An 18,855-nucleotide genomic window follows, 5' to 3' on the forward strand; every position below is an offset into this window, starting at 1 on the left:
TATATCCTAAATCTTTCTTTTTTCCCATTGAAAAAAGAAAATGTCTTGCAGTTCTCCCAGGACCGTTCTATAATAAAAAGGACTATTAGAAAGGTTGGAATTGATTATGAGTAAATACCCACAACTACTCCCCCACTTCCTAGACTATGTGCGCATCAATACACGGTCAGATGAGCAAGCTGATCGCACACCATCCACCCAAAGTCAAGTAGACTTTGCTCTGAATGTCCTCAAGCCAACCATGGAATACATTGGACTAGTGGATGTACACTACTTAGACAATGGTTTTGTCGTTGGTACCTTACCCGCAAACAGCGACAAATTTCCTTATAAAATTGGCTTCATCTCCCACATGGATACAGCTGATTTTAATGCAGAGAATGTTACCCCTCAAGTCATTGAAAACTACCCAGGCGGCAGTATCCCCCTTAGCGATAGTGGCTATGAGCTCAGTCCAGACCAATTCCCACAACTGCAAAACTACTTAGGACAAACCCTCATCACTACAGATGGTCGCACACTACTTGGAGCCGATGACAAGGCTGGAATTGCGGAAATCCTTTCAGCAGTAGAATATCTCGTTGCCCATCCAGAAATCGAGCATGCTGAACTTCGCATCGGTTTTGGACCTGATGAAGAAATCGGAACTGGAGCGGACAAGTTTGACGCAGCTGATTTCAATGTAGACTTTGCCTACACCGTAGATGGTGGCCCTCTTGGTGAACTTCAATACGAGACCTTCAGTGCTGCCGCAGCCCACGTAACCTTCAAAGGCCGTAACGTCCATCCAGGTACAGCCAAAGGCCAGATGATTAATGCTCTCCAATTGGCCATGGACTTTCACGGAGTTCTCCCAGATGGTGAACGTCCTGAGTATACCGAAGGTTATGAAGGATTCTACCATCTGCAAAAACTCTCTGGTACTGAAGAAGAAGCTCACGCTGACTACATTCTTCGGGACTTTGAAAGCCAAGGTTTAACCAACCGTAAGGAAACCCTTCAGCGAATCGCTGGTCGTATGAACCGAAGCTGGGGGGAGGAACGTGTCATCGTTGACATCAAAGACCAGTACTCCAATATGAGGGAAGTCATCGAAAAAGATATGCGTCCCGTTCAATTAGCTGAAAAAGTCATGAAATCGCTAGACATTGCCCCCATCATTGAACCCATTCGTGGGGGAACTGACGGCTCCAAAATTTCCTTCATGGGTATCCCTACCCCCAATCTTTTTGCAGGTGGTGAAAACATGCATGGGCGCTACGAATTTGTCAGCCTCCAAACCATGGAAAAAGCCTGTGATGTCATCGTTGGCATTGCTAGCCAAGAACTATAATGTGAAAAATCAGCATTCCTTATTAGGACTGCTGATTTTTCTTATGGAAACGAGCCATTCCTTCATAGACTACAAAGACCAAGAGGGATATGGGCCACAAGTTAACTGGGAAAAACAAAGAGACAAATATCAAGGCTAAGATTCGGTTTTCCATCAGTTGCATCGCCATGGCTAGCCCCACAACCAGAACCACAAAGGGGGTATCTAACCCTTGTGTTTCTAGCAATTTTGCCATTGCAAAACCTTGTAAGAGAGAGGCGAAGGTTAAGGGGAAAATATCTCCTCCTGTCCAACCGGCCCAAAGATTGAGATCCAATAACAGTAATTTTCCGATTGCTAAAAGACTGAGGACAATGGCAGAAGCTTCTAATCCCATGTCAAAGAGAGTATGCATGGAATGTTGTCCGGAAAACAACAAGTCAGGTGCCACTTGCGACGTAATAAAAATCGAAAGACCGCCAATTACAATCTTTATGGGGAGAGAAAGTTTGTCTCCCAGTTTCAACCTTCCGACTCCCTTTTTCACTTGTTGATAGACCAGGGCAAACAGAAAACCCGAAGCTAGGAGAGGCAAGAAATAAAGCAGTTCCTCTAATCCCCAAGCTGATTTTCCAATGGTTGTGACAAAAGAAGGTTGGTCTGATAAGCGCATCAAAAGCCAGAATACAAAGAGCCCATTGAAGGCATAGAGACTGATGAGGAGTTTCTTCTTCTGTCCCTCCAAAACAGCTTGATCTACTTGATAGGACTGTAAGTAACGTCGCGGATGGAAAAGAACTACAAACCGCTTACCAGCACTCAGTTCCTCCCAATGGACATAGAGATAGCGCATTTTATCAGCCTGCCAGATAGAATAGGCAATGACCGCCCCTAGTAAAGGAGCCTCCGGACCCACACCTGCTCCTAGACTTAGGATGAGCAAAGCAACTAAGAGGCTTTTCCAAGCCTGACCATACTTTAAGGTCCCCTTTTCTTGTAAGACGTGCAAGACTTGGTGACTGGTGAAGGGCAGAGAACCCCAGTTACGTTTGAGCGCATATAAAGCAATACTTCCAACCAGAATTAAGACTGCTTGATAGAGGGTGGAATGCGAGAAGTCCGAATGCCATAGCCAATGACTGCTGGTTTTTTCAGCCATGATAAACAGATAGGAAATCCCTGCGATAATGGAACTTAAAAAGATTCCGTAGAGGAGGACTACAAATTTTTTAACCATCCGAAAACCTTTCTTGAAAAAAGGCTGGGCTCATGCCCAGCCTCTAGTCCTTATTTTGCTTTGAAATAAAGAACGATGGATGCAATTCCTTGATAGATAAAGGTAAATCCAATCATGTAGGAAACCATCAAAGCAGTAAATAAAGGTGTCATCATCATAAGAGCTCCTGCAAGAATGCCAAGGATCCCTGTCCACATCAAGGTAGAACCTGTAGAACGGTCAATTTTCTTAACATCAAAACTCATCATGAGACGAGTGATTCCAGAGAAAAGAACCCAGAAAGCAATCATGGTTGACATGAAGAGGGTACGAGCACCGAATCCGTCAGTCAAGAGCATAAGGGCTAGTAGCGCTGTGATAATCCCATTAAAGAGGGTCCAGCCACTTCTGTATTCATTGGTAAAGTATTGAACCACATTCACAATTCCATCAACCAAGAAAAAGATGGCAACCGCTGTTCCAATACCAGCTAAGGTCATACCAGGGTTGGCAACAACCCAAAATCCTGCCAAAAGACTAAGAATCCCTACTACTAACAACAACCATGCGTAACGTTTAAACATCGTCTACTCCTTTAAAATATTAAAATCAGAACCGATTAAAGAGTGATACATCTTTAAAAATCATCCTGTAGGTTAGTCTATCTTTGATGGCTTTTGATCGACTATCCCAAAAACCATATGTCCTAGTATTTCCTGCAAGTGATCTTCATAGGCTCGGCTATTCACAAGTTCTGAGTCTAATTCTTGGAGTGTTAAATAGTAGGCACGAAAAAGCTTTTGAATGACATCCAAATAAGCTAAGGCTTGCTCTTCTGTCACACCCTCTTTTAGCTCATACTCTGTAATTAAACGCCTTGCTACAGCCTGATTAAAGCGATCAAATTCATCTCGAAATCTACGAATCTCCTCTTCTACTTGACCTCCCCTATAAAGCAAAGCTTCCAAGAAAACCTGGGAATGGTGAGGATAGGACTGGTAGAACCGTAAACGACTTTGAAGGTAGTCCGCTAAACTTGGAACAGACTCTAGATTCGCTTTTAAAAACTGGAATAGTTTCGTAAAACTTTCCTCGACACAGGCTACATATAACTGATCCTTGTTCGGAAATAGATGATATACTCTTTTAGTTTATCTTTTATTACTGTGTTAGCTCGTCTTGCCGTACTTTAGTACTGCCTGCGACTCGCTGCCTTGTACTAAAAGCAAACTAAAAGACTATAAAGACTTCCTTTCGAAAAGCCATACTTCTTACACAGTTGATTGATGCGAAATCCTTGGTAACCAGAACCCGAAATTTCTTGAATGGCGCCCTCGAGAATCCGCTCCTTCATCAACTGTGTTTTTTCTGCCTTCTTCAATTCAGCCTCCTTATCTCGAACCATTATAGACCATCTGGTCTACAATAGCAAGACAATCTATGAAAATATTTGTGAAAGTTTCAGAGAACGAGGCAGAATGATTCTATTTGTAAAAATCGTTCGTTACAAGTCTTTTTTTCAAGTTATAAGCTGAAACGGTTTCTCCCCAAACCGACTTCGCTCCTTTATTGTTAAGCTCGGGTTCAAACAGTCTCTTCCCAGACTTTCTTCGCTTTCTTTAGTTAATGCTCAAGTATAAAGTCATGTTGAATGCCTTTAGAGCTTATAGATGAAATGAACTCCGTTCATGTCAATAAAAGCGAATAATTGTTATTTGCTTCGCAAACCCTATCTGATACCTCAAACAGCCTTTTAGCTGTTTGATCGAATCAACCACTGCATCAAAGTGATTTCACTAACCAAAATAAGAAGGTTGAGACTTTAATCCCAACCTTCTTATGCATAAACATTCTTAGCAATGACCATACTGTGTGGTTTCTCAAATTCTGTATCCAGGTATTCCTGATAGGTTCCTGGTGCAATAAAACCTTTAGGACTAAGGATATCTGTTCCCGCTTGTCCAACAATCGTATCCGCAAGAAGTGCACAATTGGTGCTTAATACAAAATAGGTTTTAAACTTGGATTCAGTAAACTTATAGAGGTCACCATTCGTTTCATGGCGAATTTTGTAAGCATAAGTATGATCTTCAGAACCATCTTCTTTCTTCACCAAGTTCGCCTCAGGTTCCCATGGTACCAAGATTTTATCCAAATCAGCTAAGTATGCTTGAACCGCCTTTTCTTGCTCCGCTGTTAAATCAATTTCATAACCGAATAAGGTTTTCTGACTTTCTCGCTTACACAAGTCAATATAGGCCTCCCGGTCACACTTGTAGAGTACGCCATCACCGACCATTCCAAACAAGCGTTCAGAAGATGGGTCATAGGAACCATACGAAATGACACGACCTTGGTAACACAAGTCCACATGACCCACAGCCGCAAAGAAATTGGTCTGAGCTGTATGGATAAAAACTTCAATTTGACCAGATTTCTCCTCTTTGGACACGTTATATGCTTCTGCTGCAGTTTCCTCAGTATTCTCTTGTAAAAATTCATTAAGCCTATTGAGCGTCGCAGCTGGAACCAGAGCGGTAATGAAAATGGGAAGAGTTACCCGTACGCGGCGTTTTAAATTGTTCTGCTTCATTTCTTTTTCAAAGAAAAGTCCATCCCGCAAACGAGTCATCCCCAAGGTCACCAAATACCAACCTAAAAGCAATAATTGAAATTCATTGGCATCATGGTAAGGGGACAGACTCCATACCCCAAACCCAGTCATTATGATACCATCCGTCAAATAACGGAAACGTTTTGGAATTCCATTTTGCCAATAGAGCCACCAGGTGACCAGGTTGACTACACCTGTAAAAATTTGATAAAAGGCAATTGCATACACCAAGAGGTAAACAGCCATATCCTCCAAAATGGCTATCTCTCCAAAAATCACGGAAGCGACCAGTTTTCCCAAGGTAATCCAAAGATTCTCCTGAATCTCCTTACGTCCGAACCACCGACTTATTAGCGTCCAGAGAGCTGATAGAAAAATATACAGGAAGAAGAGCTGATAGCCCACCTTCGGTACAAGCTGCCCCCAGATAATCAAAAAAAATCCTAGTAGGATCACCACAATCCCTTCTATTAGGGCTTTGCGGCCTCCTCGACCTAAATCACCCAAACGATTCATACTTCCTCCACTCAATTGAAAATATGCTCCATTATAACATGATTCCTAAGCTGAAGAAAGCGCGAAAAACCAGGGAAATCAAAAGCTCCCTGGTCTTAAACTCCCTACGATTTATTTTTTTTCAGTGCAACGATTAAGGCAGCAAGCCCCATCATCATATTTCCGATAAAGGACAGATGATCTCCTTCTGTTCCAGTGTAGGGAAGTGTCTTTTCTGGTTTCTGAGAACCATTCTCAAGGAACTCAGTATTCACTGAATCTGGTACAGATGTGTGGGTTTGAACAAGCTGGGAATCCACAGGATTGCCATTCACTACCAGTGTGTATTGATTTCTGACTGTACCACTCGAAATCCGTTTTACAGTTAGGTAGACATCTGCCGCAAATGGACTCTGGTCAGATAGAGTTTCTAAGAAATCTTTTTTAAAGGCTAAACTGTAATGCCCATCTCTACCTTCATAAACTTGATCCACAAACTCCGTTAAATCAGTACCTGAAGGAATCATTCGCCCATCCTGCAAGGTCAAGGTGACTGCTGACACTACCTGTCCTCTAACGAACGTATCATGCTCCTGGTCTAAATTATCCAAGAAGCGGTATTCCTCAAGTTTGTAACCACGGTTAGCGGGCACTTCCCACCCTTTTAAGCGATAACGGATTAGTTGACCCATGGCAACTTCGTGCCCGTTCAGATCTTGTTCACTTTCTTGATTCAAAACTTCTTTCTGCACTTTCAAAGTTGGCACTTCATTTCCGACGTGATTGGAGGCATAGCCGTTTCCGAATTCAACTTGGAAAGCTTGGTTGGTAAAAGCCCCTTCTTTAAACTTTTTATCTAAAGAAAAAGAAAGATCATAGGTCACTGATAAACCAGCTTGGACATAGCGCTCAAAAAAGGCTTGGGGATCTTTGGCCGACCACAGCAAATAAGCGCCATGCGGACGAACTCCAGAGTGCTCCAGGGCCTTCTGAAGCTTGCTGTCAATCGAGTGGGGAGTTAAAACGTGGTAATAGTTCAGCAACTGCGAGAGATCCTCCCCATTGCTCGATTTAATGGCAGTGACCTTCAAGCTAGTTGGATCCAAACGATCGTCAGGATAATCCTCCACAAAATAGAAACCCTTGGAAATATCAGCCGGACTTACTTGAATCCCCTTGTACTGGTCAAAATCCTGTGTCAAACGATAATAGATCTTGGAGTTTGGTAACAGTGACCGTCCGTTTAGGGTTTGACCAGTTGCTGGATTAAAAACCTCTTTTTGAGGATGAATGAAGTTGTCTTCAGGTGTCGGATTGTCCCCATTCGGTCCTGTACGAGGATGCTTTGGATCTTGACCAGGTGTATAGATAACAGATGTGTTTGAAACCGTTACAAAAGATCCAGAAGGAGTCTGAATCATCGTCTTAAAGGTGTTCCGATAGGATCCGCCGTCATTTTGAGGGCGACCAATCACATAAGCTAGAGGCAAGGAAATTGCTTGATGACGATTCTTATTAAGTAAGGATAGCGTTTCTGCTTTCGCTTCAAAGATTAGGTGATCAGCTGATTTTTCTGTTACAGTCCAATAAACTTGGTTCATTTCCTTGGTTTTAGCCCAGTCAACCAAAAATCCCGATGGCAGCGGATCTTTCAGCTGGTAAGAAAACACCTGGTCCCGACCTGCTTTCAAGGGCTGATTCTGAAGTTCCCAGATTTGCAGTGACCCCTTGGGCACCAACTTACCATCCACATCCATTTTTGCCTGGTTCACAACAGTCTTGTGATTGCTTGGTTTTTGAATCACAAAGACTGGATGAACACTCTCCTTTTTCGTTGGTAAATCTGGAACAGGATGTAACGGTTTTGGACTTGGAATTTTAGGAATGAAGGTTTTAAAGTTTGGAACTAACAGAGTCGGCTTGGTAGGTTTTTCTGGTTCGGGTGGTAGTTTGGGGATGACTTGAATCTGAACTTGTCCAGCTGCTCCAAAATCTGCACGTGCCACAGATGATCCTGCCCCTCCAGGACTATTGCGGATCATAGACTGATACTCAGATGTGTACTGGGCTAGGAGGACTGCTCCGTCAGGTGATGAGGCGCGTGCATTTAGGGCATTGACATCTCGGTTAAGTCCATAGGTATTTCCTAAATTTTCATCCGACACGATCTTTGAGCCTTCTACTTTCAGGCCTCCACCAATACTTAAAATTTGACTAGTTTTAGGATCCACTTCCAGAAATTGCCCCAGATCCAAATCATAGATTGTAGTAGCCCATAAATAAGGGGTCGTGTTCTTAGGACTATCCAATCTCACACGCAGGCGAATGCCATCTGATTTTTGATTAACACTTCCTAGAGTGAAGCCATTTAAGGTATTGATAGCGCCATCCTGATTCCAAAAGGCAAAATAAGTTCCATCCGTCTTAGTCCACATACTTTCCTTGTAGAGCCCACTACTATCAATTTCAACTTGAATATAGGCATCATGAATTTTTCCATCGGCTGTTTTGATGGCTTCAGGTATTTTGTACCAATTTCCAATTCGCCCTGTCCAAATTTGAGTTGTCGTTCCATTTTGGTTGTAATTGTAGGCTGCATCCCAGTAGCTTTTGTCTCCATAAACTCCCTTGGTCAATTCTGGCCCTTCTGGTTCTACATTCTTCCAAACAAAACTAGTCACAATTTGCGATTCCGGAATTTCCCCTTCTACCAAGACCTGTGGATTTTTCAAATCACCTTTTGCAATAAGTTTCATACCTTTCAAGGGAGCACTAAGCTTGAGGTGTTGAGTAGAATTGCTTTTGGTATAACCGTTACTGCCATAGGAAATGTCATCGGGTCGCACTAGCATTCTTTTGGCCTGTTCGACTTCTTGTTGACGAGTTTGTATTGTCTTCAAAGTCTCTTGTCGATCATTTCTTAATCGCTCATAGTTCTCCAAATCTTGTTTGTATCGATTCTGCAGTCTGGTATTTTCTAGGTCGACACGATCTTGTTCCCTTTGATTTTCAATTTTGATCTGTGTTTCATTTTCTTGATTTTCCAATGATACACGCTCTATCTCTGCTTGATTCACTTGGAGAATCTGCTGATTCTGTGCTTGAATGGATGTGATTTCCCTTTGTAGAGCTTGCTGACTAGCTGTTTTATTCAGTAAGCTTTGAGCTTGCTGTTGCAAGTCTTCTTGCGCTTTTGCCAAAGAATCATAAAACCGAGGAGCCTTCTGCTCAATTACGACACCTGCTGCTTGTGCTTGAACTTGTGCTTGCTCCAACTCCTCAGATACTATTGGTTGCATTAATTGTCCGACATCTTGGCCAGATTCCTGAATAAGTTCACTGTGAGCCGAAGAAGCCTGAGGCTGCAACTCTTTCAAATTTGTAGCTGCGGTCTCATCCGCAGCTACCCTGTCCATCCCCAAGCATAAACTAGCGAGTACTGCACCACAAAAAACATAGGCCTTAGATATTTTAAAACCAAAATTCAGATTCATTCATTACCTCCTTCGAATTAGAAACGCAAGGGCAACACTACATTCTCCTTTCAGCTATTATTCTATTTATTCGATATTCGACAACAAAAAAGCCCCCGTGGGGGCTAAAATCAGAATTGGTTTTCTAAAGCGTAGACAAACCTAAGGTTTTTAATCTTTCTTCCGTTTCGCAAATCCAATCAATGGAACTGCTCCAAGCAATCCGAGTCCAAGCAAGGCCATCGCAAGATTATCGGAATCACCCGTTTCAGGAAGCGTTTGTCCAACAGAAGACTCTTTCATCTGTGGTTTGTCAGCCACGGATGGTTTAGATTTTTCTGGTTTTGGTTGAGGTTTTGGTTCTGGCTTCGGTTCCGGTTTTGGCTCAGGTTTTGGTTCAGGTTTTGGTTCTGGCTTCGGTTCCGGTTTTGGCTCAGGTTTTGGTTCTGGTTTTGGTTCTGGCTTCGGTTCCGGTTTTGGCTCAGGTTTTGGTTCAGGTTTTGGTTCTGGCTTCGGTTCCGGTTTTGGCTCAGGTTTTGGTTCAGGTTTTGGTTCTGGCTTCGGTTCCGGTTTTGGCTCAGGTTTTGGTTCAGGTTTTGGTTCTGGCTTCGGTTCCGGTTTCTCTACTGGAGTGTAGATCACAACAACTTTAGAGTCTTCGGAATCAACTGTCACAACCATTTCCGGAACCTCAGCTTGATCAATGGTATAACCATCTATCTCAGGCGAAACAACTACTGGGAACGTATTATTCTCACTATTCCAATCCCCATAAGCAACCTCACCGGTTACGCGATCAACAGTTGCTGTTCGTTTAAAGGTTACAATTTGAACAACAGTTTCAGAAGCGGTTTCTCCATCTGCAGTCAAGTACTTATATTCGATGGTACGAGTTATCGTTTTAGACACCTCAACTATCTCACCAGTATTTGGATTCACAGGATTATCTGGATCGATGTCCTCAATCTTATGCCTCAAGACTACTGTGTATTCTTGAGTCACATTACCATCTTTATCGAAGAGAAGTCCTTCAGGGTTTTCATCAGAAACCAACTCATACCCTTTCGCAGTATAAAAAGCAATTCGATCAGCTGTTGAGTAGGTGATGGATTCACCAGATTTACCAACAAGTTCTTCAACTTCAAGTACTTCTCCTGTAGTTTCGTCCACATACGTTACTCTAGCTTTTTGCTCATCTGCTTTGTAGATGACCACTACTGTTTCGTCAGAATCAGTCACACTTGGTGTCCATGCTGGAACAAGTGCCTTGTCCGGTGTGAAACCATCTACATTTGGAGACACTACTTCTGGTGTTGTTCCAGATTCAGTTGTCCAGTCTGTGTAAGTGACTTCTCCTGTTACACGATCTACTGTTGCTGTACGGGTGAAGGTTACAGTTTGTGTCACAGGGACAGTTACGAATTCTCCATCTGGAGTTTCATAACGGTACTCAATCGTACGAGTAATTGTCCTAGTCAACTCAACAGGCTCACCTGTATTTGGATTCACTGGATTTTCTGGATCGATGTCCTCAATCTTATGTTTCAAGATAACAGTATAGGCTTGATCAGTCGCATCATCTCGGTCATAGACTTCGCCTGCTGAGAAGTTATCTGATACCAAGACATAGCCTGCTTTTTCATAGGCTGCGATACGATCTGCAGTCGTGTATTTGATAGACTCATCAGACTTACCTGTCACGGTATCCACTGCATCCAAGGTTTCACCTGTAGTCTCATCCACATAAGTAATCGTTGCTTTCTGATCGTTTGGTGTGTAGACAACTACGACATCTACATCCGCATCTGTTGCACTTGGCTTCCACTCTGCTACACTTGCTTGGTCTGGTGTGTAACCTGGGATAGCTGGTGATTCAACCGCTGGTACAGTTCCTTCTTCTGTTGTCCAGTCTGTGTAAGTGACGTCCCCTATTACACGATCCACTGTCGCTGTACGAGTGAACTCAACTGTTTGAGTGATAGTAGCGGATGCTTCTTCACCTGTTGGAGTGAGGTACTTGTACTCAATCGTACGAGTAATTATCTTAGTCAACTCAACTGGTTCACCTGTATTCGGATTCACTGGATTTTCTGGATCGATGTCCTCAATCTTGTGTTTCAAGACAACAGTGTAGGCTTGGTCAGCCTTGTCATCACGGTCATAGACAGCTCCATTAACTGGGAAGTTATCAGATACCAAGACATAGCCTGCTTTTTCATAGGCTGTGATACGGTCTGCAGTCGTGTATTTGATAGACTCATCAGACTTACCTGTCACGGTATCCACTGCATCCAAGGTTTCACCTGTAGTCTCATCCACATAAGTAATCGTTGCTTTCTGATCGTTTGGTGTGTAGACAACTACGACATCCACATCCGCATCTGTTGCACTTGGTTTCCACTCTGCTACACTTGCTTGATCTGGGGTGTAACCTACAATAGCTGGTGATTCAACCGCTGGGGTTGTACCTTCTTCTGTGGTCCAAGCAGCATAAGTCACCTCTCCTGTCACCATATTGACTTTGGCTTTGCGTGTGAATGTAACTGTCTGTATCACAGTTTTAGAAGCTTCTTCACCATCTTCTTTCAAGTATTTATACTCAATCGTACGTGTAACCGTTTTAGTCAATGCGAGTTCAGAATTATCTTTCGGATTGGTTGGATTTTCTGGTTCCACATCTACAACTTTTTGACGGAATGTAACTGTATACTCTTGAGTTACATTGCTATCTTTGTCGTAGACTTCACCTGCTGGGAAGCCATCGTTAACAAGTTCATAGCCAGCTTCTTCATAGGCTTTGATCCGGTCAGCAGTTGAATAATCAATCTCAGCGTCCGTTACACCTGTTAGGGAATCAACTTCTCCTAAAACGACTTCTTCACCACTTTTGATGTCTACGTAAGTCACTGTAGCTTTCTGCTCATTTGGTATGTAGATAACAACCTCATTCACATTACCATCTGTTGCACTTGGTGTCCAAGTTCCTACATTTGCTTGGTCTGGTGTGTAACCTGGGATAGCTGGTGATTCAACCGCTGGTACAGTACCTTCTTCTGTGGTCCAAGCAGCATAAGTGACTTCTCCTGTTACACGATCCACTGTCGCTGTACGAGTGAACTCAACTGTTTGAGTGATAGTAGCGGATGCTTCTTCACCTGTTGGAGTGAGGTACTTGTACTCAATCGTACGAGTAATTGTCTTAGTCAACTCAACAGGCTCACCTGTATTTGGATTCACTGGATTTTCCGGATCGATGTTCTCAATCTTGTGTTTCAAGATAACAACGTACTCTTGGTCGACTTCATCTTCGTGATCATAAACAGCGCCATTCTTCGGATAATTGTCTAATACTAATTCGTAGCCTGATGCGATATAGGTTTCGATACGACTAGTAGTTGTGTAATCGATTGCTGTATCAGATGGCCCAGTCACAGTATCCACTGCATCCAAGGTTTCACCTGTAGTCTCATCCACATAAGTAATCGTTGCTTTCTGCTCATTTGGTGTGTAGATAACAACCTCATTCACATCACCATCTGTTGCACTTGGTTTCCACTCTGCTACATTTGCTTGATCTGGTGTGTAACCTGGGATAGCTGGTGATTCAACCGCTGGGGTTGTACCTTCTTCTGTGGTCCAAGCAGCATAAGTCACTTCTCCTGTTACACGATCCACTGTCGCTGTACGAGTGAACTCAACTGTTTGAGTGATAGTAGCGGATGCTTCTTCACCTGTTGGAGTGAGGTACTTGTACTCAATCGTACGAGTAATTGTCTTAGTCAACTCAACAGGCTCACCTGTATTTGGATTCACTGGATTTTCCGGATCGATGTTCTCAATCTTGTGTTTCAAGATAACAGTGTAGGCTTGGTCAGCCTTGTCATCACGGTCATAGACAGCTCCATTAACTGGGAAGTTATCAGATACCAAGACATAGCCTGCTTTTTCATAGGCTGCGATACGGTCTGCAGTCGTGTATTTGATAGACTCATCAGACTTACCTGTCACGGTATCCACTGCATCCAAGGTTTCACCTGTAGTCTCATCCACATAAGTAATCGTTGCTTTCTGATCGTTTGGTGTGTAGACAACTACGACATCCACATCCGCATCTGTTGCACTTGGTGTCCAAGTTCCTACATTTGCTTGATCTGGTGTGTAACCTGCGATAGCTGGTGATTCAACCGCTGGGGTTGTACCTTCTTCTGTGGTCCAAGCAGCATAAGTCACCTCTCCTGTCACCATATTGACTTTGGCTTTGCGTGTGAATGTAACTGTTTGTGTCACAGTTTTAGAAGCTTCTTCACCATCTTCTTTCAAGTATTTATACTCAATCGTACGTGTAACCGTTTTGGTCAATTCGAGTTCAGAATTATCTTTCGGATTGGTTGGATATTCTGGTTCCACATCTACAACTTTTTGACGGAATGTAACTGTATACTCTTGAGTTACATTGCGATCTTTGTCGTAGACTTCACCTGCTGGGAAGCCATCGTTAACAAGTTCATAGCCAGCTTCTTCATAGGCTTTGATCCGGTCAGCAGTTGAATAGTCAATCTCAGCGTCCGTTACACCCGTTAGGGAATCAACTTCTCCTAGAACGACTTCTTCACCACTTGTGATGTCTACGTAAGTCACTGTAGCTTTCTGCTCATTCGGTGTGTAGATAACAACTTCATTCACGTCCGCATCTGTTGCACTTGGTTTCCACTCAGCTACACTTGCTTGGTCTGGGGTGTAGCCTGCGATAACTGGAGATTGAACTGCGTCTTTTGTTCCATCTTCAGTGGTCCAGTCGGTATAGACTATCTCACCTGTGACAAGGTTAACAGTTGCAGTACGTTTGAATTCAACCAATTGGGTTACAGTTGCGGATGCTTCTTTACCGTCTTCTGCCAAGTACTTGTACTCAATGGTACGCGTTACAGTCTTCGTGAGAGCTTCCATATCTTTAACAGAATCTGGGTATTGTGGTGTATTTTCATCACCCTCATCCACGTCTGTTCCAACTTGAGATGGATCCGTAATTGGTACAACACGTTGTTTCAATTCAATCGTGAAGTCTTGATCTACCGCTTTATCTTTATCATAAGTGGTGAGACCATCTTCAAAGTCATTGGATACAAGCTCATATCCTTTTTTGAGGTATTCCTTGATACGGTCTGCTGTCTTATAGTCGATGACGGCAGCGGAATCACCGGTAACAGAATCTACAGAATCCAAGACAGATGGATTATCCGCATCCGTTACATCTTTATAAGTGAAGTTTGCTTTTTGTTGCGCAAGTTTATAGACATGAGTGATGGTTTGTTCTTCTTCTGTGAAGACACCTGTATTCAGTACACTATCCGCTTTCGTTTCTACATATTCATATTCCAAACCATCAGCTGTGAAAATTGAATCTGGATAATAGGTATCCTTATCTGATACATCATAAGCAGATTTCACATCATTGGATACACTTTTCGAATCAATTCCTGGAATGGCATTCCCATTTTCATCCACATAGTTAATGGTAACTGTTCCATTCGCAATTTGATTTTTCATTTGAATCAATACATTATTGGATTCAATATAAGTAGTGGAGCCGCCTGATGTTGAAGCAGAAGAAAGATAAGCCTTCTCCCCTTGGATGGCATTTGTGCCAATGACTGCGTCCTCAATATGGAAGTTAACACTTGAATTCGCACTAACTGGACCAGTCGAAATAAACTTAACTGCCGTGATACTTGACCAATCTGTCACATCAGCTGCGTCCAACCAAGTTCCAGCTTCCATCTGAGCTGCAGTACCACTTGTAGTCGTATACACTGCACGCCAACCGCTAGGTGGAGTCACTTCCTTAGTTAGGAAAACGTCAAATTGGGAATTTCGAGCGTTACCACGAGAATCCAACTGCTTATCCCCTTCACGAGGAAGAGAGGTAATCACGCTCACGTTCATCAATTCCTGAGTCGCAACGTTGGAATAGGTGATTTCAAAGTCCACGACATCCTGCGCTTCATGCTCATTAGAATTGAAACTGTAAGAAGAAGCAGCGTTAGGTTTAACTTTGGAGAGAACACCTGAGGACTCAGAAGATACCAGATGTACTTTCCAAGTACTTGAGGTTGAATTCTCTGTCGTTACAACGAAACTCTCATCGCCAACTGTAACTGTCCCCAAATCAATTCCATCCGTTGGAATCAGACCTGGATCTTTTGTTGACCAGAAACCAATCTGAGTAATTTCATAAGAACCATTTGGTACGAAGTTATTGGCCATGGTTACAACATTTTGACCAATTGGGTCGGTTGAAGACGTCACCGGTACATTTTCAACATACAAATCTTTACCCGTACCATTAAAGTTATAGTAGACGGTCCAATTTGTATTCACCAATTTAAGGTTCGGATCTACAAGATAAGCTTGGTAAAGGTCAACCGTATAGCTAGCCATCCCCTTTTCATCAACGTTTTTGATATCGTATCCACCACGGTTATTTTGTTCTGTATCCGTTAATGTATAGCGTTGCGTAAATCCAGAGCCTTGAGTACGGTTATTGTGCGTTAAATCGGACCTCTCATCCATGTTGACTTGGTAAACCTTACGAACCAAGACACCGTTTTTCGTAACGGATGATTCAGAATTTGATGTAGTATTAACTAAAGTCGCTGTCGATTGAGTGGGTAACTCTGTCACCGAGGAATCATTGTATCGATTCTCCCAATTATTGTAGAAGGTATACTCACTAAAATTCAGGCTCGAGGGTGGATATACAAGGGTAGAATCTTTTTTCAAATTTAGATTCTTAAACTCATACCGAACTGTTTTTACTTCTTTGGACTCATCAATTGTGATATAAGTACCAGTTTGTACATAAGAGGAAGCATCAAAGGTGCCAAGAAGTTCATTTGTTTCGTCATCATAGACTTCTACTTTTCCACCATTGGTAAAAACTTCCGTATAATTACGACCCGTATAACCAACACGGTTGAAAAATTCACCGTCATTATCGGTTGTAACTTTTAAAGTGTAGTCATTTAACGGATAATCCGTATCCGTATCAGCGACACGAGTTAGAGCAACGTTTGTTGTATAGGTTGCTTGACCGTGTGCCTTAATAATTTCAGTATCCGTATTATAAGCGTGACCTAGTGATAGGATTCCTTCTGAAACCGGTTGAGACGGAATATCGACGTTATATCTCAGAGTTTTTGTATTTGAATAAGTTGTCCCATCTTCCTTAGAATAAGTACCTGTAACTTCTAAATTTTGCCAACCTTTAATGTCTGAGACATGTGCCCCTTCTTCAATATCAAGAATAAGAGGAACATAGTTGGAATTAGTATTACGGTTGGCAGTATCATCGCCCACAAGTGGGTTCGTATCACGAGTCACATGTAAGTGATAACCGTTCTCGTCCTCATACCAACCTGCATCTTTCGATTCTTGGCTAAGGGTGAGACCTGCTTTTTTAGCAACATCGTAAGTGTAGGCAGATACTGGAGCTACAATACGCGCACTAGGTGCAGTTGAGCCTCCACCTGTAACATTTCGACCATCAAAAACCCCGGTTCCAGGAGAAAAGTGGTCATTTAACACATTTGTTCCGGTTTCTGTCCGTGCACCTGTATACACATAGAATGATAATTTTCCAGTTTCACCAGCATCTACAATACCATTGTTATTGGCATCTACAGCAACGATTTGAGCTGTGGACATGGCGGTCCCTGTATCAGCAGCGTTGTATACTTCTTCATAACCAAAGGACAAATTACCCAAATCTTGAACTTTTAAGCCATCTGCATCATAAAAAGTAGCCTTCACTGGGACTCTGAAATCATTTGCTTCCAACATGGAGGCTACATTTCCACCATTATTAACAGGCTTCAACTGATAAGTGCTAACAAAATTATAGTAGGAACCTCCACGCAATGGGGCCGTTGGCGTGAAACGGACAATCGTATTCGTTCCATCAGTCCTAACATCTGTAGTGATACCAGTAACCCCAGATGCTTCAGCTTTTATTTCAGTCGTATTTTCAAATACCAACTCTACATATCCACCGTCATAATTAGCCGATTCACCTGAAATATCCAAGGAGGTTGTAACCGTGATTTTTGCTGAATCAACATTATTCTCCAACTGGCTACTCGTACCAATAGCTCCGTTGACTGTTCCAGAAGTATTTGGGCTATCTGCACGGAAGGCACGGTCGCTGGATGTTACCGCGTTTGAACGATTGCGACGAACAGCCTGGCTTGTGATTTGAACATCGAAGGATACTTCTCTAGTTTCACCATTTTCATAAGTTACAAGAATACTAGCTTGACGGTCCCCATATTGAGGTGTTTTAGCGTAGGAAATCTTCGCACGGCTTTCCAACAATTCCTTGGCATTCAATAAGAGGGCTTCAGCACGAGGAATCGCCTGCCAAGACATTTTGACAAACGAATCCACAAGGGGTTTCGCAAGACCATCTTGAGAAAGTTCTATTGTTGTTGGAAGGAAATCACTTGATAATGTAGAAGTTTCTGCTTTTTCTTCAGCAGCTTGTAAAACTTCCGGAGTATTTTCTGCCTTGGTGCCTGTAGCCTGGCTTGTTCTTTCGGTTTTAGAAGATTCAACTGAGCTAGATGCTGTTGAAGTTTGGCTCGTTACAGTTTTTGTTTCGGAATTCCTCACATCTTCAGTCGATGCTTTTTCGGAAGAGGTACTAGAACGACTTGCTGTTTCGCTGCTTGCTGACGTGCTCACTTCTGTTGAGCTCGATGATTCCGTTGTAGGGATAGCTTCGGTAGTAACAGAACTTGCAAGTGTTGCTTCTGCAGTTTCTGGACTTGCTGTTGCTGATTCCGAAACACCTGCTTCTTCAACGATCGGACTACTAACCACTTCACTTACATCACTTGAGTTGACTGTCTGAGTAGCTGCTGGGACTGTAGAGGTAATTTCTTCTGCTTGTGCAACTTGACCCGTAAGTAGGGTCATTCCTAACAGAACACTCGCAAGTCCAAAATGGTACTTACGGAAGGAATAGCGCTTCTTCATCGAGTACCAATCAAATTTTTTCTTGTGTTTACCTTTCATGAAAACTCCTTATTTTAAATTGAAAAATCTTTTAGAAAAGCTTCCTAAAATCTTATACTGAACTAACTTCAACCCCTGAATACTCGAATCTTTCAAAAAAATGATAAGAAAAACCGACGATGATCGTTCAACAGGCCTAGGAGATCTGTTGAATATTATCAATAAAGCGTGCAAGGCACGCAATCAATAAGTTCATCAAGAAGGTTTGCCAAAGTCAGATTTCGAATATTAATGAATAGGAATCTTTATAAATTTGAAAAGGACACCCAGTCAATAAATATGCTTGGGAGAATGCCCGATACAATAGGCTTTGTCGCCAATTTCTAGATTGACAAAACCCTTTAAACTATTAGTTTAGTCTAGATTTCTAAAAGTAATCTGAAAAAACGAAAGAAGTTGCAAAAGAATCTTCCTTTGGTTCTACAATCTTGGCAACTAGAGAGCTACCGATTCCCTAAGTAAAGTAAAAAAACTCGCGCTCCTCTAGATCATAACTCCATTAGGTCAAATAACGGAGTAGTGACAAAACAACGGATAGGGTAACCAGGCAAACAATCACCAAGTAAAAGATAGACCGTCTGCTTTTTTCCGTTTCCCCTTTTTCATAGCGGGCATCTTGGATCCGCTGTTCAATATCTTGACTTAGGAGTGGGTTTTCTTTTTTCATATTGTC

The 18,855-nt window shown here is 42.5% G+C and carries 9 protein-coding genes; 1 reads left to right on the forward strand and 8 read right to left on the reverse strand.

Annotated features, from left to right (window positions below):
• Positions 1 to 106 precede the first annotated feature (106 nt).
• The gene (pepT, locus tag I2503_RS01585; protein WP_196092123.1) at positions 107 to 1,333 is read left to right on the forward strand and encodes a peptidase T; all 1,227 of its coding nucleotides are present in this window, start codon (positions 107 to 109) and stop codon (positions 1,331 to 1,333) included.
• Between the two features lie 22 nt (positions 1,334 to 1,355).
• Here pepT and I2503_RS01590 read toward each other — a convergent pair whose 3' ends face one another.
• The 8 genes from I2503_RS01590 to I2503_RS01625 all read right to left on the reverse strand — a co-directional run bounded on the left by I2503_RS01590 (position 1,356) and on the right by I2503_RS01625 (position 18,849).
• A complete protein-coding gene (locus I2503_RS01590; RefSeq protein ID WP_196966801.1) occupies positions 1,356 to 2,549 on the reverse strand; it encodes a chloride channel protein in 1,194 nt (397 codons plus the stop codon).
• A gap of 50 nt (positions 2,550 to 2,599) precedes the next feature.
• Complete coding sequence (locus I2503_RS01595; protein ID WP_196092121.1) at positions 2,600 to 3,112, reverse strand: DUF308 domain-containing protein; 513 nt, start codon at positions 3,110 to 3,112, stop codon at positions 2,600 to 2,602.
• A 72-nt stretch (positions 3,113 to 3,184) separates the two neighbouring features.
• Entirely contained in the window at positions 3,185 to 3,487 is a 303-nt protein-coding gene (locus tag I2503_RS01600) for a hypothetical protein (RefSeq protein ID WP_196092120.1), read from the reverse strand.
• Between the two features lie 260 nt (positions 3,488 to 3,747).
• A complete protein-coding gene (locus tag I2503_RS01605; RefSeq protein WP_196966802.1) occupies positions 3,748 to 3,909 on the reverse strand; it encodes a TetR/AcrR family transcriptional regulator in 162 nt (53 codons plus the stop codon).
• Between the two features lie 456 nt (positions 3,910 to 4,365).
• Complete coding sequence (locus I2503_RS01610; protein WP_196966803.1) at positions 4,366 to 5,658, reverse strand: DUF308 domain-containing protein; 1,293 nt, start codon at positions 5,656 to 5,658, stop codon at positions 4,366 to 4,368.
• Between the two features lie 104 nt (positions 5,659 to 5,762).
• Entirely contained in the window at positions 5,763 to 9,131 is a 3,369-nt protein-coding gene (locus I2503_RS01615) for an SspB-related isopeptide-forming adhesin (protein WP_196966804.1), read from the reverse strand.
• A 150-nt stretch (positions 9,132 to 9,281) separates the two neighbouring features.
• Positions 9,282 to 18,182 (reverse strand): MucBP domain-containing protein, encoded by an 8,901-nt coding sequence (locus tag I2503_RS01620; RefSeq protein ID WP_196966805.1) that lies wholly within the window; start codon positions 18,180 to 18,182, stop codon positions 9,282 to 9,284.
• 499 nt (positions 18,183 to 18,681) lie between these two features.
• Complete coding sequence (locus tag I2503_RS01625) at positions 18,682 to 18,849, reverse strand: hypothetical protein (protein ID WP_196966806.1); 168 nt, start codon at positions 18,847 to 18,849, stop codon at positions 18,682 to 18,684.
• Between the last annotated feature and the right edge of the window lie 6 nt (positions 18,850 to 18,855).

Origin of the sequence: Streptococcus sp. NLN64 (genome assembly GCF_015831295.1) — a bacterium.
Taxonomy (GTDB): domain Bacteria; phylum Bacillota; class Bacilli; order Lactobacillales; family Streptococcaceae; genus Streptococcus.